Raw genomic sequence first — 19,515 nt, forward strand, 5'->3', positions numbered from 1 at the left:
TGCTGTGATTTCAGAAAAGCTGAACCCTGACATATCAGTATTTCATGTTTGGCATTTTACGATCAGAACTTCAGATTCAGACCGACAGTATAGGTTGTCATCAATGGATAAAACTCTGCGCTGTTATTGTTGATTTCAGGGTCAAAACCTTTCCAGAATTGGGTAATGGTAAATAAATTCTGGCCACTGACATATACACGGGCAGAATTCATACCCAGTTTTTTAGCTAATTTTTCAGGCAGTTTTGCACCCAGGTTCACATTTTTCAGGCGGAAATACGCTGAATTTTTTACCCAAAATGATGAATTTGTACTGTTTATACCGATTGTCGGCATAAGACGCGGGAAGCTTGCATTGGGATTTTCCGGAGTCCAGTAGTCTTTATGAATTGCCAGCAGAGAAGGAATGAAATCGGCTGCATAGAATGGATAAGCTCCTGTTCCGGAAATATAATTTTCTTTAGATCCAACCCCCTGACCAAAGATATTTAAGTCGAAAATACCATATGCCAGATTGATATTGATGCTGTATTCATAACGGGGAAAGCTGTTACCAATAAAAGTACGGTCATCTGCATTAACCTTTCCGTCTCCGTTAATGTCAGCATATTTTATGTCGCCCGGATTAGGTGTAAAGAAGGTCGGAGGGCTTGAGGTGATGTCTTCTTTCGACTGATAGAATCCGATGGCTTTGTATCCGAAATAAGAACGAAGTGGATTGCCTACGGCTGAGCGCAGCAAACCTTCATCCAGATACGGAACGCCCGGTAATTCAAGAACCTGGTTTTTCACATCTGCCAGTACCGCCGTTACATCATATTTCAGCTTTCCGATTTTGTTTCGATAAGTAGCTGAAAACTCCCATCCGCGGTTTTCCATTTTTCCTAAATTGACAAGCGCAGGACCTAAACCCACATAAGACGGAATAGGTTTTTTAAGTAAAATGTCTGAAATCTGTCTTGAATAATAATCAGCGGTAATACTCAGTCTTTTGGCTAAAACCAGGTCAAGACCGATGTCCATTTGTGTTGATTTTTCCCAGGTTGTTCCTGCATTGGCTGCATCCGTTAAGGCAAAACCCTGATTGATGGTATTGTTGAAATAGTAGTCAGTTCCGGAAGTATAGGTAGAGGCAAACGGATAATTGTCATTAACAGCCTGATTACCCAAAACACCATATGAAGCTCGGATTTTACCAAATTTGATAACAGGTACTGCGTTTGCAAAGAAGCTTTCATTCGTGAAAACCCATCCTGCGGAAGCCGAAGGAAAAAATCCCCATTGTTGATTCAGTGCCTGTGAAAAGCGGGAAGATCCGTCGTATCTTCCGTTTACTTCCAGTAAATATTTATCTTTGTATACATAGTTTAATCTACCGTAAAAGCCTGCCAAAGCCACTTCAGAAGCACTTCCTGAGTTATCGCGGTTAGCTCCTCCCAGAGAAATATAAGGTAGATTTTCATTGACAAAATCAGTTCTTGAAGCACCGATGCTGCTTGCCGTAAGCTCTTCTGTCTGGAAACCTCCCAGAATTTTAGCCTCATGATCTCCTCTTTTGTAACTATAAGTAGCCTGTGCCAGAATTGTACTTCTTACATTGGTAGAATAAGTCTCTGATAAGCTGTTTGTCCCAGGGTATTTTGCTATAAAATCATAGGTTTTGTTTGCTATATTCGGGCTATAAACGTCGTAATTCTTTTGGAAACGTTTACCATTCGGAAACCATTGTTCTCTTGCATAAGAAGCCTCAATATCGAGGTTTTTCACAGGATTGAAAATTAAAGTTGCTTTGCCGAGAAAAGTAGGAGTGCTCACCCGGTAAGTACCGCTTGATTCTGCCTGTCCCAGTGGGTTTCTTCGGTTAGACTGTCCGGCATCGCCATACATCCCATCTCCGAATTTAGCAGGTCCTGTTGCCGGTAATCCGATAGCCTGACGAATAATGAATTCAGGAGATGAGCCAGCCGGTTCTATTCTGGTAGTCTGGTTAAAGAACAGGTTAGAAGTAATGCGAAGTTTATCATTGATTTTGATGTCAGGATTCAATCGTAAATCAAAGCGATTGAAGCTGTTATTGGGGATTAAACCTTGCTGATTCAGGTATGAAACTGAAGTGAAAAGACTGGCTTTTTCAGAACCTGCATCAATCGTGAGGTTATGATTCTGCATGATACCGCTGTTGGTTAACAGAAGTTTAACCCAGTCATTGTCAAATATTTCAAGATTATCAGGCTTGCTGTTTTTATATTTATCAATAAGTGCCTGTGGAAAAACATAAGCATTCGGATTCCCTGTCTGGTTGCGTTGCGCAACATTACTAAGTTCCATATGCTCCACCGCCGAAACCTTTTCCGGAATATTTGTCGCCACCTGCTGGGTAACAAAAGCATTATAACTTACTTTAATTCCGTCTTTTCCACCTCGTTTGGTCTTTACTAAAACAACGCCGTTGGCAGCTCTGGAACCATAAATAGCAGTAGAAGCCGCATCTTTCAGGATAGTTACACTTTCAATGGCATTAGCATCCACATTATCCATACTTGAAACCACCCCGTCAATCAGAATAAGCGGACCCGTTCCGGAAAAGATAGAACCTGTTCCCCTGATATTGATGGTAGGAGCATCTGCACCGGGTTTTCCCGAACCTTGCCAGACCGAAACCCCTGGAGCAATACCCTGCAATAAATTACTGGTAGTTCCCACTTGTCGTTTAATGAGATCATCTGCCTTGAACTGAGAAACTGATCCGGTCAGGTTGGCTTTTTTCTGACTGCCATAACCCACCACTACCACTTCGTTAAGAGAATTATTAGTAGAGCTGAGTTTAATAGTAAGAATACTGGCATGGGCAATTACTTCTGTTGTATTGTAACCCACGCTTGAAATAACCAAAGTGGCTCCATCCGTAACTGATAAAGAGAAATTTCCGGAGGCATCGGTGATCGTCCCTTTATTCGAACCTTTAATTACAATATTTGCTCCAATGACCGCATCGTTATTTTCCTGATCACTTACATGACCGGAAACTTTTATATTCTGAGCCATTGAGCTTACCCAAAATACCATAAGAAACATAGTTAGTACTGTTTTTTTCATAGAATTTGATATTGGTTAAATGGAAATGAAATGGGTTATTATCAGATCAACCGATGACTAATTAAGACACAGATGTAGGGATTACTTTTGAACGGAATGAATAATGTTGTGTGAGATTCTTTTACAAACATATAAAACTTATTTAAAATTTTTATAAAAGTTTATAAAAATATTTCTAAAGTTTATTGGGATATTTGATTTTTATTTCGACTTTTGCTCACAGTCTGCTTCATTTTGGGCTTGAGTGTGTGATTTCAGGCGGGACTATATGCAGGATTTGTCTTATCTTATATTCGTGATTTTATTAGTTTTTTGAACCTTTTCAATATGAAACTGAACTCTTTTATTCCTTTCTGTTTATTTTTTGGACTGTTTTTCTCAGTCAAAGCCCAAACCCCGTTTTCTTCCAGAGTTTTGTTGATTCCACTGGACGACCGCCCTCCTTGTTTGCAGTTTCCTGTCAGAATGGGTTTGATCAATGATGTGGAATTGGTGAGTCCTCCCAAAGAATTGCTGGGTTGGTTTACTGATCCCGGAAAAACAGAGGAGATTGGCAAGTGGATTGATAAACAGGATTTAAAAACCTTTGATGCTGCTATTATCTCAGTGGATATGCTTGCTTACGGAGGTCTGGTAGCTTCCAGAAGATATGGTACTACGGAAAAGGAGGCGTTGGAAAAGATGAGGATCATTGAGAAAATCCGCCGGAAAGCACCTCAAATGAAAATCTACGGTTCCAGTGTAATTATGAGGCTGGCTCCAACCGGTGATCAGAAGAATGAAGCTTATCGTCAGAAACTGGCCAATTGGGCAGAAATAGCCGATGATGAAAAAGAGCTTACACAAAAGAACATGCTGGAAAAGGAAATTCCGGCAGAAGCGCTTGAAAATTATAAAAAGGCTCGTGAAAGAGATCTGGCAATCAATAAATTATCAATTGATCTGGCAGAAAAGAGAGTGTTTGATTATCTGATTTTATCGCAGGATGATGCCAAACCCAGAGGTGTGCACGTAAAGGATCGTGAAACCCTGGCAAAAATTATTGCTGAAAAGAAGTTATCTGAGCGGATTGCCCTGCAGCCGGGCGCAGATGAAGTATCAATGCTTTTACTGGCACATGCCATGTCAGACAAATATGCCTATCATCCGAAAATTAAAGCCATTTACTCTTCTGAGGCTGCCGGAGATAAAGTTATGCCTTTTGAAGACAAACCTTTACGGAAAACCGTTAGTTTTCATATCAGGGCAGTAGGAGCCAGAGAAGTGGAGGATGAAAAGGAGGCGGAAATTCTGTTTTATGTATTCGCATCAAGACCGGATGAAGCCCTGACAAAGCGTTTTGCGGAGAAAATAATTGCTTCTCATCAATTAAACAGCCATTCTCAGCCAAAAGGAATTATCATTGCAGACGTTGACCCGAAAGGTGATGTACAGGGCGGAGATATTAATTTTACTGAAATGCTGAAAAAAGAGCATGTTTTTTCTGATATTTTAGGATATGCCTGCTGGAATACCGCAGGAAATACCATCGGAACAGCCTTGCCGCATGGATTTTTGTCGGGAGTTGCCCAAAAAAGAATAAATGTTTCCGGAAAAAAGGGAAAAGCCCTTTCTCAGGAAATACTGAACAGAATGGGTTATTCACAGACATGGTTTATGCTGAATCGTTTGCTGGATGACTACACGTATCATTCAGTAATCAGGCCGAAAGCGCAGGGAATCATCAGAAAGAATGGATGGAATTCATTGAGACTTAGCAAAGACCAGACCAGCTTTATCGAAGATTATTGTTTCAAGGCTTTGCAGCCTGTTGCATCAGATGTTGCTGAAAATTATTTCTCGCCGGCAAGCGGAAAGCAATGTACCTTGTCGGATTTGTACTTTGATTTGCCATGGGAAAGGGCTTTTGAGGCAGAAGTAGATTTCAAACTGAATATTCGGAAAAATAAATAATTTACCACTTACGGAATTCTCAAATGATTGCAGCAGGTTTACTCATTATTTTCGTTGTTTTTGCCATTCTGATGTTTACCAGAAAAATTCCGGCATTACTTGCACTTCCGGCCATAGCCGTGCTGGTTGCTTTGCTGGCAAAATTACCCCTGGTTGATATTCTGAATGTGATTGTAAGTCAGGGAAGTACAAAACTCGTTTCGGTATATGTAGCCGTTTTTGCAGGGGCAATGATGGGGCGTGTGATGATGCAGACAGGAATTGCAGAAGAAATTATCAAACGTGCCGCGGAGTTTGGCGGTGAAAAACCCCTGATTGTATCTTTCGGCCTCATGGCTGTTACTATTATTCTTTTCACTACTTTACAGGGATTAGGTGCGATTATAACCTTAGGTTCTCTGGTTTTACCCATTATGATGAGTCTAGGCATACCCCGAAAGCTGGCCGGAACCTTGTTCCTGCTGGCCTTTGGAACAGGCTTTATTTTCAACCCGATTCTGTTTACTTTATATCGTCAGCTTTTAGGCCTTCATGACGATGAGTTACTGCCTCCCCAGATTCTTACTTTTGGCTTTATACTGATGGGGTTGATGCTTATTGCAATTTTTATTTATTCAATGATTGCGGCCAGAAGAAGCGGAGATATATTACTGATGTCAGCTGTTACGAAAGAGCAACTATTAAAAAGAACTTCACAGAAGAAAGTGCCCTTAATTGCTCTTCTGACCCCTTTGATTCCTTTATTACTGTTTTTTGGCTTTAATTTCTTCGGCATAAAAATAGATTTTATTGCTGCTTTTATCATAGGATCTTTATTTGCTGTCATTACTACCAACTGGCGGAATGCGGTTAAAACCCTGACTTCTTCTGCCATCAAGGGAATTGAAGATGGTACCCCGGCTGCTTTGCTGATGATGGGCATCGGAATGCTCCTGAATGCCCTCAATTTACCGGGTATAAAACTGGCACTTGAACCGATTATCAATTCATTGCCATTCGGTTCAGCGATTTTTTATGTGGCCTTTTTTGGCTTGTTGTCACCTTTGTCATTATACCGTGGGCCTTTGAATATTTTCGGAATAGGAATAGGTCTTTTTACAATAATGTTCGGGACTCATATTTTACCTGCTATGGCATTACTGGCAGCTATTATGTGTGTAGAGCAGGTGCAGAATATCTGCGATCCGACCAATACCCATAATGTCTGGATTGCCAATTTCGTGGGTGTACAGGTGGAAGAACTTACAAAGGAGACAATAATACCTTTGGTAATAGTCTGTATCACAGGGCTGATATTTTCAGCAATCATGTTTCTGTAATGTATTCCTGAAATTGTAACACGACCCAAAAGAATTTAATTATGAGGAAACAAGTCAGAGTCGGCATAGATGTGGGGGGGACATTCACAGATGTGGTAGTTGTCGATAATTCCAGCAGAGAAGTAATATCACAACTGAAAGTTCCTACTACACACGATGTAAAAGAAGGTGTTGCTCTGGGAATTATCAATGCCATTAATCAGGCCTTATCAGAGTTAGGGATTCTTCCTGAAGAAGTTATTTTTATTGCTCACTCTACTACCCAGGCAACTAATGCTTTATTGGAAGGAGACGTTGCCAGAGTAGGAGTTTTGGGAACCGGAAACGGATTGGAAGGGCTAAAAGCCAGGATTGACACTTTTATACCGGCTATTGAATTAGCCCCCAACCGTTTTTTAAATACCGAACATGCTTTTCTGTTACAAAAAGAAATCTCGGAGAAGCAGATTGAAAAAGAACTTGACCGGTTCAGGGAAGCAGGTGTAGAGGTAGTCGTGGCTTCCGAGGCATTCAGTGTTGATGATCCGGAAAATGAAGAACTGATTTGCCGGGAGTCCCGAAACTCCGGTTTTTTGGCAACCAGCGGCCATGAGGTTTCTACGCTTTACGGATTAAGAACCAGAACAAGAACTGCTGTCATTAATGCTGCTATTTTACCGAAAATGATTCATACGGCAGCTATGACAGATCAGTGTGTGAAACAGGCAGGTATTACGGCTCCTCTGATGATTATGCGTTCGGATGGAGGGGTAATGAGTGTTGAGGAGGTTAATCGCCGCCCGATTATGACGATGCTTTCAGGGCCTGCTGCCGGAATTGCGGGGGCTTTGATGCATGAAAAGGTTTCTGACGGGATTTTTATAGAAGTTGGCGGAACAAGTGCTGATATTTCTGTCATAAAAGACGGAAAACCTCAGACAAAATCTGCCAGAGTGGGAGGACACCGGACGTATTTACATACGCTCGACGTCAGAACTTTGGCGATTGCCGGAGGAAGTATGATTCGTGAAGCTCAGGGGAAAATTGTAGATGTCGGTTCGCGTTCAGCTCATATTGCCGGATTAAAATATGCCTGTTTTCAGTCTCCGGAAATTTTTGAAGGAGCGACGCTGGTACATCTCAGACCTACGGAAAAAGATGCTGATGATTATATTGCCATAGAAACTTCCGGCGGAAAACGTTTCTCTTTAACACCAACCTGTGCGGCAAACCTTCTGGAAATTATTCCTTCAACGGCTTTTGCCAAAGGAAGCAGGGAAGCTGCGGCTCGTGCTTTTAAACCCCTGGCAGATAAAATCGGGAAAACGATAGAAGAAACTGCATTGGAAGTGCTGGAAATTTCCTGCCGGAAAGTAGCTGATCAGATAGAAGAACTGATTAAGGAGTATCATCTGGACAGGAATATGGCTGAACTGATTGGCGGCGGAGGAGGAGCGGCTTCTCTGGTTTTATTTACCGGAAAAATCATGAATTTACCTGCCAGACTTGCCAAAAAAGCTGAAGTGATTTCTACTATAGGTGTCGCTTTAGCGATGGTAAGAGATACGGTAGAAAGAAATATTGTTGATCCGGGACCGGAAGATATTCTGGCAATCAGAAAAGAAGCGGCAGAAGCGGTTATCAAAATTGGAGCGGTACCTGAAAGTATTGAGGTACAGGTTGAGGTTGATACCAGAAGGAATCTTGTAAGAGCCACTGCATTTGGAACGACTGAATTACAGAAAGATCAGAATACTGCTAAAAAGATTACAAAAGATCAATGTAAAGCCGAAGCCTCAAAATCTATGCAGGTTGATGCTGAAGAGGTGATATTTAGTGCTGAGACTTCCCATTTGTGGGTATTTTCGCATGAGAAAATCAGGAAAAGTTTCTTTGGCCTTTTTAAGACTACTCAGCATATTATCAGAGTAATTGATCAGTCAGGCGTGATTCGTTTTCAGCGAAGTAATGCAAAAGTTTATTCAACAGACGTTTCCCGGTCCTTGGAGGTGCTGGAAGAAGTAATTACCGGTTTGACCAGTTTTGGAGATGCCGGAAGAAGCCTTCCGGATGTGCATATCCTGATCGGGGCAAGAATTATTAACTTGTCGGGTCTGGCGGATATGGAGCAGGCTTTGGCACTGGCATCAGCAGAGCTTGAAAATTTCCCCGGGGAGGAGAAAATCGTGCTGGTCGCTTCATTAATGTAGTTCAAAATCAATCAATTGGATATGAATTTCTTACAAACAGATATATTAATTGTTGGCGGAGGCGTTGGTGGTTGTGCCTGTGCTATTGCTGCCTGTGAAGCAGGATTGAATGTGATTGTAACAGAAGAAACAGACTGGCTGGGCGGGCAGTTTACTGCCCAGGCAACTCCTCCGGATGAACATGGCTGGATCGAACGTTTCGGAAGTACCAAAAGTTACAGATTGTTCCGGGAGAATGTCAGAAAGTATTACAGGGAAAATTATGAACTGACCGAAGAAGCATTGAATAACCCGGTTTTAAATCCGGGAAATGGCTGGGTTTCTCCTTTGTGTGCTGAACCTAAGGTTTTTTTACAGGTTATTGAGGGAATCTTAGGTAAATACACTGCTTCCAGTCAGCTGACAATTCTCAAAGAATGTATTGCTTTAGAGGCTGAAAATGAAGGGGATTATGTGAATTCTGTGACGATACAAAATGTAAAAACAGGAGAAAATACGAAAATCACTGCAAAGTATTTTGTAGATGCCACCGAGCTGGGAGATTTACTGCCAATCACGAAGACAGAATTTGTTACAGGATCTGAAAGCAGAAATGATACCGGTGAACCAAGTGCAAAAAACGAAGCAGATCCTCATAATTGTCAGGCGTTTTCGGTTTGCTTCGCATTAAGTTACCATCCGGATGAGGACTGGACCATTGAAAAACCTGAAAAATATGATTTCTGGAAAGATTTTATTCCTCAGATCACTCCGGCATGGAGTGGAAAATTATTGAGTCTGACTGGTTTGAACCCAAGAACATTAGAACCTGTTCATTATAAATTTATGCCAAATAATGAACCGAACAAGGCCTTTGCGGGTTTGTGGACTTATCGCCGGATTATTCATAAAGACAATTTCAAAAGGGGCATTTATTTTTCAGACATTACGTTGGTGAATTATCCGCAGATCGATTATATGCTGGGAGATTTATGCAATGCTTCAGGAGAGGAGAGGGCACGGATGATTAAGGAAGCCAAACAGCAGAGTTTGTCTTTTATTTATTACTTACAAACGGAAAAAGGCTTGAAAGGGCTGAAACTTCGTCCAGATGTGGTTGGAACAGAAGATGGATTAATCAAGTATCCTTATATCCGGGAGTCGAGACGTATCAGGGCGGAGTTTACGATAAAAGAACAGCATATTTCTGCTCAGGCTCGTTTCCCTGAAAAAACCGCTCAGAAGTTTCAGGATTCGGTAGGATTGGGGTATTACCGGATTGACCTGCATCCCAGCACCGGAGGAGATAATTATGTGGATGTAGAGAGTTTACCTTTTCAGATTCCGTTAGGGGCCCTGATTCCGAAACGGGTAGAGAACCTTTTACCGGTTTGTAAAAATATCGGCACAACACATATTACCAATGGCTGTTACCGTGTGCATCCTATAGAATGGAATGTGGGAGAGTCGATAGGAAACCTGCTTGCTTTTTGTCTTTCTGAAGAACTGACTCCGAGACAGGTGAGAAATGATTCAGAGCATTTTCAGGTTTTTCAAAGTATTTTAATGAAAAGTGGCATCGAAACAGAATGGCCGGAAAACCTGAATTTAGAAGAAGGTGATCCCCATATCCATGCGATGTAGTAACTTAGTTGTAAGGTCGGCAGAATGATGCAAAAAGATGGAAGAATTAGCAATGGATCTGACCGGGGAGAAACTGGCGAATTATATCTTTAAGAAATTCGGAACCGGAGATGTTTTCAAAATTGCAGCAATGGCAGAAATTAAGATTGCTTATGCAGCATGGTTTCCGGTAACGCATGGCGAATTTGACAAACAAGACAAATCTGTTACCATAAATCTGAACTCATCTATGGAGAAAGAGCTGATTCTGGCACATGAATTAGCCCATTTCTTCATAGATCAGGCAGGCCTGCGTTTAACCAGAAATCAGGAAGAGCTTATTGCCTCAGACTTTATGCGTGTTTTGCAGGAAAAGTAACATTTACTGCTCAAAGAATTTGTCCATTACCAGTGCGAAAGCACCTAACATTTCAGCTTTTTCTCCCAGAGAGGAAAATTGAAATTCACAATCAGCCATCAACTGGGGCAGTGAATGCAGACTTATTCCCCGGATAATAGAATATTTCAGAAATTCCCCGACCTCCACAATCCTTCCTCCGAATATCAATAATTCCGGATTGAAAATCTGAATGAGCATGGATAATGCTTTTCCCAATTGTTCTCCGGTATCAGATAAAATTTCATTGATAATCTTGTCTCCTCTTTTTGAAAGCAGTAAAATCTCGCGATAATGAAGCGTTTTGCCTGTTTTTTCAAAGTATGCTTCTTCGATGGAAGCGCCGGAAACAACCGTTGACAAACAGCCTTTTTTACCGCAAATGCACAGTTTGTCGTTGTCGAAGTATGAAATATGGCCAAATTCTCCGGCAAATCCGGAATGTCCCTGATGAATCATTCCATTGGAAATAATGCCAATGGCCAATCCTCTGCTGAAATTGACATAAATGACATTTTGCTTTTTACGGGCAAGTCCGAAAACCTGCTCTCCCAATGTCATGAAATGCGTATCATTATCTATAAAAACCGGATAACCCCAGTGTTTTTCGAGCAAAACAGTTAATGGTTCTGCAAAATTGAGGTAGGAGTAACTGATCCCCTTGTCTCTGTCAACCCTTCCTGTGATACCGATGCCTACGCCCAGGATTTTTTCTTTCGGAATAGCTTGTTTGGCCAGTAAATCAGGTACAATTTCCACTAAAAAGTCAAAAGTCTCTTCTTGTTGGGAGATGTCAAAATTATCCGTTTCATATTCATAAATAACCTCCTGATTGAGGTTGATAATAGACATTCTGAATGATTTTAACAGTAACTCTACTCCGATAATATAACCACGGTCCGGATTGAGTGCATAAAAACTTGGCGGCCGCCCGCCGGAAGACTCTTTTTTTCCTGATTGAGTCAGGATATTTTGTTCGATGAGTTCGTTTAAAAATTTGGTAGTTGTAGGGAGGCTCAGACCACAGAAATCACTTATTTCCAGAATTGTTTTACCTTTTTCTCTCAGGAGATATTGTATTATTTTCTTTGTTTGTACACTTTGATGTGTACTGACATTCATGTTTTCAAGAAATTTCCTCATCTGATAAAATACAGAAATAATGAATTGTAAGGGTTAAAAAGACCGATGTTGAAAATATATAATCAGTTTCATCGGCGCAGAAAAGAGGTCGGTTTATGAGTGCTTCAAAAAATAGAGATTCACATCTTTTTTCTGAGGGTAAATTTACTCATAAATGTATTCAGTATTGAAATAAGAGCGGTTTATTTGCAGAAAGGTTTAGGTGAAATATTATTCCAGTGAGTTCAGATGTAAAGAAAAACTATATAAATCCTGGTGTAAAGACCGGATTGTAGCCTGCAGCTGATTTAACAGATTCGCCCTTGAATGCAAGTCGTCCGCTTTGTACATTCCGCCGGTTTTGAACAACAGATCCTGTTCATCCAGATCCGCTTTCCCCTCAAATTCATAAGAAATCCATCGGTTTTTGATATTTGCCAGAATTGTTTGATTCCCGCTGTTACTGAAATGCCTGTCATTAAGCATGTACCAGATGGAGGGCGGATAAACATTAGAGGAAACAGGTGCCTGCCAGATGTCGGTCAGGATATTTCTGACATGTTTAAACACTATTTTCTTATGGGAAGGAAAGGCGGTTAAGCCACCTAAAGTGGCACTGAGAAGTCCACCGCCAATACCAACCAGATTTTGGGCATTGCCATTGTCAAGCAGAACGGTAGCAACAGTCGTGGCAGAACCTGCTATGATAGATGCCACGGTAAGCCTGCGGTTTCTTTTGTCGTTGAGGTTATCAAGATAACCAGCCAGCTGATCAGCTCTTTCACCTTCGCAGTCAATTTCGGAAGCCAGCCCGTCAATGGCCGTTGCCGTGATTAATAAACGTTTCTGGATAAATAATTTATAGTTTGTTTTTTCAAGTTTTACTGACAAAGAACTATCCTTTTTCAGGGTCAGAATTTTTTGGAGTGTAGGCAAAACACCGATGGCATTGGCTACCAGAATATCATGCTGAGTGAAGTTTTGTGATATTTCCGGGTTTTTCAATAGAAATGAATCTAATGCTGTAATCGGGAAAAATTGAGAATCATACTGATAGTTAATCGTCGGAGCACAGTAGTTCAGCTGACTGCTGAATTTTGCCGGCAGTGTTATTTTTTCACTGCATGAATAAAGAACAATTGTTCCGAAAAAAAGAAAGAATCTGAATAATTTTAATCCCATAGCTTCAGGGCTTATGATGAAAAGATGAGGTCCGGAAATGTATTAGCTATGATTGAGAATACTTCCCTGTTCTCCGCCTGCAGGTCCGTAAAAAATGACCCAGGTACTGAAATCATTCGAAAAGTCGATAAATCTGTGCCGGGCTTTAGCCGGAACAAAAAGGAAGTCTCCGGTTTTTACCTCCGTAATTTCATTTTCCAGTTCAAACCTGGCATTTCCTCCGGCAATGATATAGATTTCATCTCTTTCATGAGGCTGCTGTTTGTCAATTAAATCAGGTTTATATAATTCCAGAGAAAGCGTTCCGTGTTCGAAAAAAGTCCTGAAAATATCCGGGGAATTTTTCAATATTTCAGAAGCTTTGTCAATGCTTACTTTATTAGGAAACATATCAAATATGATGACGTTTGAATAATTGTTTCCAAATTAAACAAAAAAACAGGCTTAGAGGTTAAAATCATCATTAATTGAGACAGAATTTTATCTGCCGGGTTTAATGAAAGACCCGGATCATCAGTGATGGATTACCGGATTTTTTCTTACAAAAACACCTTTTTCAAAGAAAACTTCATAATCAGACTTAAAATGTGTGCTTTTCCGGTAATAATCTGTAGTAATGATTTGTGCGCCGGAAGCCTTTGCTGCTTCAAATTGGGAATAATCATTTTCACGTGCCTGCCTGGTATCAGCATCTGCGCGTGTCCGTACGATGTATCCTTTCTTTACATATTCCTGAATTTTCATGCCATCTTTTTTAGGATCATTTATAATCAGAATAGCTGCTTCCGGTGTACCAGGTTCGGCATTGGCAAACATGATTCTGCCTTTTAAAGAAGGATGATTATTGATAAAATCCTTGCGTTTTGTTCCGGTTTCATCCAGAATGAAAATGAATTTACCTCTGGCATTCTTTAGTTTTGGCCAGTTGAAGTGCAAAACAGCTTCTTCAAGAGTGCTGTATTTTCCCTGAATTCCGGAAGGAGTAATGAGCTTGTTTAGTCCCAGATTTGTTTTCAATTCCTCTTCAAGCAGGTCAAAACTGCGTGCTGTAAATTTTTCAGGAACGGTAAAACCTGCTTTTTCTATCACATCGTCCTTTGCATTCATGGTAATGAAAACCGGTTCATGGGCGGGATGAGCATCCGACCACTTTTTCAGTTCTTTCAGGTCATCCCTGAGTAAAAGATTATGACTTCTAAAATCAATATCCTGTACATGGAAAACCTTAAAGCCAGGTAATTTCATTTTCTGAGAAGGATCAAATTCCGGCTGATTTTTTACCAGTTTCATGCCAAGTGGAGTGGCATATTTCCCACCGATTGTATCAGAATACACATCAATTTCAAGATTTCTTAATCCAAGATTAAGTTGTTCTGAAAGGCCTATGTGGCTGTAATCCAGGCCACTCATATCTTTTGCATTTTTTGAAACCAGCTTAAACAACTCAGGATCAATCGCCAGTTTGTAGCTGTTGTGGGAACCAATGACTTGCAGTTCATTGATTTTCAGGTTGTCCGGGTTTTCTCCGGAGAAAAAAACAGAAAAGATTAAAAAAACGGTAAGCAGCAGGCTTTTCATTTGACAGAGGATTTATGATAAGGAAACAGTTTAAACAAAGATTGGTGATTTTTACGGGTATTTGCACACCAATAAAAACCACCAATCCTGCATTGAAAGATACTTAAAATTAATAACCCGGATTTTGTACCAGATTAGGGTTTAGCTTCATCTCCGTAGTCGGAATCGGATAGATTCTTCTCTGAGGATTTTTATCCATTTTAAAAATGTCATTTGCCAATGGATATTCCACTTCATACTTGTTAAAACGGATCAGGTCATTTCTTCTCCAACCTTCCCAGGCAAGTTCCCGGGCTCTTTCGTTTAACAGTTCGTCCAGGTCAATTTTGCTTGCAGCTTCAGCTCCGACGCGGGCTCTGATCATATTTACCATGTCAAGCGGAGTAGATGGAACGCCTGCCACAGTGGTTTGGGAAGCTCCTCTCAGAATGGCTTCTGCTTTCATCAGAATAATATCAGATAATCTGAATGCAGGGAAGTCATTACCATTCATCCTTGTTGTAGCCAATGTGTTTTTATCAGGATAGAATTTAATTGAACGGATACCTTTACATTGTCCGAGAATATCATTACCTACGTCCATAGGCTTACCCGGAACCAGGGTAAGATCAGGTGTAATTTCCACTTGCCAGTTGATAGCCTTGTCAGTTCCAGTGTAGTTGTTATCCAAAGCTTTGGCTGTGGTGGCATATAATACCGGAGAACCATCGAAATTGTACTGTTTTCCAACTACCCAGTTATCAGTTCTTTTATCACCTTTCAGATTGAATAGTTTGTAATATTCAGGTGTGGTACTCATCGCAATACTTGGTCTGAACTGTAATTCGTATTTCAGGTACAGGAATGGAGTAAAGCCAAATCTGGTAAACTGGTTTCCTGGAATCAGCAGGGCGTCATAAGGAACCGCAAAAATGGTTTCTTTATTGGAAGGTCCATTGTTTGGTGAGAAAAGGGAATTGAAATCAGAATCCAGGCTGTATGCTCCGCTGCTCAGAATGTTATCGGCAGCTGCTACAGCTTCATTGTACATTGGTTTGCCGATATAGTATTCTGCATTCAGGTAAAGTTTGGTCAGGATTGCATAAGCCATTCCTTTGGTTGGTCTTCCGTAAAACTGAACAGCATTGGCATTGGTTTTCAAAGGGAGATCATTGACAACGCTTTTCAATTCGCTTTCGATAAACTGAAAAATTTTATCTCTGCTGGTTGTTTTTGGCTGTTCGCTTACCGGAAATTTATCAACAAGAGGCAGGTTTCCATAAAGATCCATCATCAGGAAGTAGAAATAAGCTCTCATGGTTTTTACCTCGGCAAGGGCTGCTTTTTTTGTAGCGCTTTCAGGAGTTCCTTCAAAAAGGTTGATCAGGCGATTCGTACTGTTTATTCCTCCGAAGCCCCATTGCCATACATCTCTGGTATAGGTAAAATCGGCATTCCATGAATGATAGTGAAAATTACGGAAAACTCCACCGTCATCATAGTTTCCGTCACGTGCAGGGATAATGGATGATTCCGTTGAAAGTTCCTGCATCCTCCAGTATTCTATCGCAAATTTAGAAGATAATTGGGTATATAACGGCCCGATTATAGCTGCATAGGAAGCAGCATTATCCGGGAAGTTGGAGTTGGTATATTGTGATTCAACTTTAACATCCAGATCGGTACATCCGGTTGCTGATAAAGTTAAACCTATAAGAAGTGTTTGGATAAACTTTTTCATTGTGTCGATTTTTAAAAAATTAAAAAAGAATGTTAGCTCCGATCAGGAAAGAACGTGTTTTAGGATAGAAGTTTCTGTTATCGATACCAGGGGTCAAACCTCCGATATTGATTTCAGGATCGATACCTCTATAACCTGTAATCACGAACAGATTGGTAGCGGAAACATAGAATCTCAATTTTTTAATGCTGTTTGCATTGGTTTTTACAGAATAGCCTAAAGTTGCATTATCCAGTCTGAGATAAGAACCGTTTTCAAGGTATCTGTCAGAAGTAAGGTAAGCGTTGATATCTTTGAAAGATTCTCCCAGGGTAAAGGCCGGAATATTCTGGTTTTTCGCATCTGCCGGGCTGTTTAATGCTGCCAGTGTCATGTTCAGAATCTTATTGCCAACTGTTCCTCTTACAAAGAAATTGAAGTCGAAGTTTTTGTATCTGAAAGTGTTATTCAAACCATAAATCAGATCAGGCTGAGCATTTCCGGCGATTGTATAATCAGAAGTAAGCGGCTGAGAAGCAACAACTGTTCCGTCAGCTTTTTGGTAAGTACTTACCCCGTTTTCATTTTTACCCATATAATGCCATAAGTTGAATGTTCCCAAAGGATAGCCTTCCTGAACAATCTGACTCCAGTTTCCGGATTGACCTTTTCCTCCAAGGAATGCTGTCTGAATAGAATTTACCTTGAATTTATCGTTGGAAAGTGAAACAACCTTGTTGTCGTTATGAGCAAGATTTAAAGCAACATTCCAGGAGAAATCAGACTTTTTAACAACCGAAGCATCCAATGTAAGTTCTATCCCTTTGTTCTGAATTTTACCAACATTGGCAGTAATTGTAGGAAGGAAATAGACTGTTGTAGAAACAGGGTATTGATCCCAGATCAGGTCAGAGGTGTTTTTGATGTAGTAATCGATTGTACCATTAATTCTGCTGTTAAATAAGCTGAAATCCAGACCGATATTGGTGGTGGAGGTACTTTCCCATTTAAGGTCTTCGTTCGGGTTTTGTACAACACCAATAGCATTTACCACATCACCGTTTGAGTAATATTTACCAACCGAACCATATCTCAGGATAGAAGTAAAGGCATCAAATCCGGCGCTGTTACCCGAAACACCGTATCCGGCACGTAGTTTTAATTCGCTGATAGCCGGAAGGTTTTTCATGAAATCTTCCTGACTGATTCTCCAACCGGCAGAGAAGGAAGGGAAATAACCCCATCTCTGATTAGCACCGAATGCTGAAGAACCATCTTTTCTCAGAGAAGCCTGGAAAAGGTATTTATTGTCATATGAGTAATTTACCCTTCCGTAAAAAGAGATCAGACGAAGCGTAGAGATGGATTTATCAAGGAAAGAAACATCGGCCAGTACTTTAGGGTTTCCAAGATAAAGGTTATTGAAAGAAAGTGCATCATTATAGAAATTTCTGGTGCTTGCTCCAAATCCGTCATTACCTCTGTTTTCCTGCCAGGAATACCCTGCCAATAACTTCAGTGTATGATTTCCTATGTATTTGTCATAGTTGAAATAACTTTCTATGACATTCTGGGTGTTTTCGTAAACACTTCTTTGAGCTTTACCATTTAAGCCAAGCGCCAGGTTAGAAAGGTTGTTCATGTAAATGTTTTCCTTGAACTCATTTTTCTGCGAAGAAATGCTCAATGTATATTTCAGATCTTTCAGGATATTAACCTCAGCAATACCACTCAGTAAAAGATCGTTTCTTTTCTTTTCGTAAGTATTATTGTTGATAATGGAAACCGGGTTCAGATAACCTCCGCGCGTCGGATCTTCTGTATAAGAACCATCCGGTCTGAAAACATTAACAGTTGGCAGGTAGGTCAGCATGTTTCCGAAAAGTTCGCTTTGGAACACATCGTTACCATTAGAATTACTGTTTGTTACATTCAGGCTTAATTTTAACCTGTCGTTGAAGAACCTGGAATTGATGTAAGCTTTGATAATCATTCTGTCCAAAGAGGTAGTTTTGATAATCCCTTTGTTATTGAAGTAGTTAAGACTTACGCCATAGGTAGAATTTGTACTTCCACCACCATATGAAAGGTTATGATTTTGAGAATATCCGGTTCTTTGAACTTCATCCTGCCAGTTGGTATTGGCTCCTGCATCGTTGTTAGCCGCAGTTAATGATTGTCCGTTGTCTTTAAGATACTGCCGAAGCTGGTCGCCGGAAAGCATATTGATTTTGTTTGAAACATTCTCAACTGCTGCATAGGTGCTGTACTCAAGTCTTGATTCTCCGCTTTTAGATTTTTTAGTAGTAATCATAATTACACCATTTGCCGCTCTGGAACCATAAATGGCTGTAGATGAAGCATCTCTTAATACGTCGATAGACTCAATGTCGGCAGGGGCAACCAAACTGATAGAAGCGCCAGGTACTCCGTCAATCACATAGAAAGGCTCCTGTGCTCCTGAACGTAAGGTAGAAGGACCACGAAGAATAACACTTGGTTCAGAGTTCGGGTCACCGCTTCTTGAAATATTCAGGCCCGGAACTTTACCCTGAAGCAGCTGGCCAGGGCTGGCAATTGCTCCCACATTAAAGTTTGCCGCTGTGATTGATGAAACGGAACCTGTGATAGTTTTCTTACTGCTTGAACCATAACCAGTAACAACTACTTCGCCCAGTTGTTTTACGTCAACTTCAAGCGTAACATTGATTTCGGATTGATTTCCTACTGTTATTTCCTTCGTAGTATAGCCCACAAAAGAAAATACCAATACATCGTTTTCCGACTTTGTTTTGATGACGAAATTTCCGGAAGCATCCGTTGTGGCAGCGACATTCTGCCCTTTAATACGAACGTTTACCCCGGGAATGCCGGCATTTTTTTCATCTTTTACATTACCTTTAACAGGTTTGTCAGCGAGTGAGGATGCGTAGGTTCCGGGAGCAAGGAACGCAAGAAACCATAGGAAAAGTAAAAATTGCTTTTTACCTTTTCTCAGTAAAATTGAATAGATCATTGTGTTAGATGGGTTTTTAAATTAATTACGGCTATAAATATAATTTAATTTTTTATTTAAATAATTAAATTATTTACAGAAGTAATGTATGTTTTCTTCAAAAGTAATTGACAAAATTAGGCTCAACCCGCTCCTTAAACAGAGCCGGAAAGGTTAAATAATTGTTAAGCCGGATTGACAAAACAAAAGGGGAAATGATGTTTTTGAAAGATTTTTTTTGATAAAAAAAAGATAGAAGATATATACGTGAAGAGAGCGTTAATTCTTTACCGGAAATTTCCTTTTGTTAACATATAATTAATATTAAAGACATTTAAATTTAATACTAACACTTTGATAATATTATCCGGTAAAAAAATATAG

At 40.3% G+C, this 19,515-nt stretch carries 12 protein-coding genes; 5 read left to right on the forward strand and 7 right to left on the reverse strand.

The window, feature by feature from the left end; translation table 11 throughout:
* Positions 1–62: 62 nt before the first annotated feature.
* Positions 63–3,095 (reverse strand): SusC/RagA family TonB-linked outer membrane protein, encoded by a 3,033-nt coding sequence (locus BM179_RS15735; protein ID WP_092018110.1) that lies wholly within the window; start codon positions 3,093–3,095, stop codon positions 63–65.
* Between the two features lie 327 nt (positions 3,096–3,422).
* On the opposite strand from BM179_RS15735, the gene BM179_RS15740 reads away from it, so the two are divergent.
* From BM179_RS15740 to BM179_RS15760, 5 genes are read left to right on the forward strand one after another with little or no spacing between them, the layout of a single operon-like run.
* Positions 3,423–5,048: a DUF4127 family protein gene (locus tag BM179_RS15740; RefSeq protein ID WP_092018111.1), complete on the forward strand. Its 1,626-nt coding sequence runs from the start codon at positions 3,423–3,425 to the stop codon at positions 5,046–5,048.
* A 23-nt stretch (positions 5,049–5,071) separates the two neighbouring features.
* A complete protein-coding gene (locus BM179_RS15745) occupies positions 5,072–6,367 on the forward strand; it encodes a citrate transporter (protein WP_092018112.1) in 1,296 nt (431 codons plus the stop codon).
* A gap of 41 nt (positions 6,368–6,408) precedes the next feature.
* Positions 6,409–8,556 carry a hydantoinase/oxoprolinase family protein gene (locus BM179_RS15750; RefSeq protein ID WP_092018113.1) on the forward strand — a complete coding sequence of 716 codons (2,148 nt, stop codon included), beginning with the start codon at positions 6,409–6,411 and terminating at the stop codon, positions 8,554–8,556.
* 21 nt (positions 8,557–8,577) lie between these two features.
* The gene (locus BM179_RS15755) at positions 8,578–10,179 is read left to right on the forward strand and encodes an FAD-dependent oxidoreductase (protein WP_092018114.1); all 1,602 of its coding nucleotides are present in this window, start codon (positions 8,578–8,580) and stop codon (positions 10,177–10,179) included.
* Between the two features lie 37 nt (positions 10,180–10,216).
* Positions 10,217–10,537 carry a hypothetical protein gene (locus tag BM179_RS15760; RefSeq protein WP_092018115.1) on the forward strand — a complete coding sequence of 107 codons (321 nt, stop codon included), beginning with the start codon at positions 10,217–10,219 and terminating at the stop codon, positions 10,535–10,537.
* A 3-nt stretch (positions 10,538–10,540) separates the two neighbouring features.
* Here BM179_RS15760 and BM179_RS15765 read toward each other — a convergent pair whose 3' ends face one another.
* From BM179_RS15765 to BM179_RS15790, 6 genes are all read right to left on the reverse strand, one after another.
* Positions 10,541–11,698 (reverse strand): ROK family transcriptional regulator, encoded by a 1,158-nt coding sequence (locus BM179_RS15765; protein ID WP_092018116.1) that lies wholly within the window; start codon positions 11,696–11,698, stop codon positions 10,541–10,543.
* A 210-nt stretch (positions 11,699–11,908) separates the two neighbouring features.
* Complete coding sequence (locus BM179_RS15770) at positions 11,909–12,859, reverse strand: hypothetical protein (protein WP_092018117.1); 951 nt, start codon at positions 12,857–12,859, stop codon at positions 11,909–11,911.
* Between the two features lie 42 nt (positions 12,860–12,901).
* A complete protein-coding gene (locus BM179_RS15775; RefSeq protein WP_092018118.1) occupies positions 12,902–13,249 on the reverse strand; it encodes a cupin domain-containing protein in 348 nt (115 codons plus the stop codon).
* A gap of 123 nt (positions 13,250–13,372) precedes the next feature.
* On the reverse strand, positions 13,373–14,437 hold the full coding sequence (locus tag BM179_RS15780; protein WP_092018119.1) for a phosphatidylinositol-specific phospholipase C1-like protein: 1,065 nt from the start codon (positions 14,435–14,437) through the stop codon (positions 13,373–13,375).
* Positions 14,438–14,546: 109 nt separating this feature from the next.
* Positions 14,547–16,157 (reverse strand): RagB/SusD family nutrient uptake outer membrane protein, encoded by a 1,611-nt coding sequence (locus tag BM179_RS15785; RefSeq protein ID WP_092018120.1) that lies wholly within the window; start codon positions 16,155–16,157, stop codon positions 14,547–14,549.
* A 19-nt stretch (positions 16,158–16,176) separates the two neighbouring features.
* Positions 16,177–19,152: a SusC/RagA family TonB-linked outer membrane protein gene (locus tag BM179_RS15790; RefSeq protein ID WP_092018121.1), complete on the reverse strand. Its 2,976-nt coding sequence runs from the start codon at positions 19,150–19,152 to the stop codon at positions 16,177–16,179.
* Positions 19,153–19,515 lie beyond the last annotated feature (363 nt).

Source organism: Pseudarcicella hirudinis (genome assembly GCF_900115665.1).
Lineage (GTDB): Bacteria > Bacteroidota > Bacteroidia > Cytophagales > Spirosomataceae > Pseudarcicella > Pseudarcicella hirudinis.

Excerpts from the sequence above, each read along its gene's own strand:
- BM179_RS15735 (WP_092018110.1), bottom strand. The coding sequence starts at position 3,095 with ATGAAAAAAACAGTACTAACTATGTTTCTTATGGTATTTTGGGTAAGC.
- BM179_RS15740 (WP_092018111.1), top strand. The coding sequence starts at position 3,423 with ATGAAACTGAACTCTTTTATTCCTTTCTGTTTATTTTTTGGACTGTTT.
- BM179_RS15745 (WP_092018112.1), top strand. The coding sequence starts at position 5,072 with ATGATTGCAGCAGGTTTACTCATTATTTTCGTTGTTTTTGCCATTCTG.
- BM179_RS15750 (WP_092018113.1), top strand. The coding sequence starts at position 6,409 with ATGAGGAAACAAGTCAGAGTCGGCATAGATGTGGGGGGGACATTCACA.
- BM179_RS15755 (WP_092018114.1), top strand. The coding sequence starts at position 8,578 with ATGAATTTCTTACAAACAGATATATTAATTGTTGGCGGAGGCGTTGGT.
- BM179_RS15760 (WP_092018115.1), top strand. The coding sequence starts at position 10,217 with ATGGAAGAATTAGCAATGGATCTGACCGGGGAGAAACTGGCGAATTAT.
- BM179_RS15765 (WP_092018116.1), bottom strand. The coding sequence starts at position 11,698 with ATGAGGAAATTTCTTGAAAACATGAATGTCAGTACACATCAAAGTGTA.
- BM179_RS15770 (WP_092018117.1), bottom strand. The coding sequence starts at position 12,859 with ATGGGATTAAAATTATTCAGATTCTTTCTTTTTTTCGGAACAATTGTT.
- BM179_RS15775 (WP_092018118.1), bottom strand. The coding sequence starts at position 13,249 with ATGTTTCCTAATAAAGTAAGCATTGACAAAGCTTCTGAAATATTGAAA.
- BM179_RS15780 (WP_092018119.1), bottom strand. The coding sequence starts at position 14,437 with ATGAAAAGCCTGCTGCTTACCGTTTTTTTAATCTTTTCTGTTTTTTTC.
- BM179_RS15785 (WP_092018120.1), bottom strand. The coding sequence starts at position 16,157 with ATGAAAAAGTTTATCCAAACACTTCTTATAGGTTTAACTTTATCAGCA.
- BM179_RS15790 (WP_092018121.1), bottom strand. The coding sequence starts at position 19,152 with ATGATCTATTCAATTTTACTGAGAAAAGGTAAAAAGCAATTTTTACTT.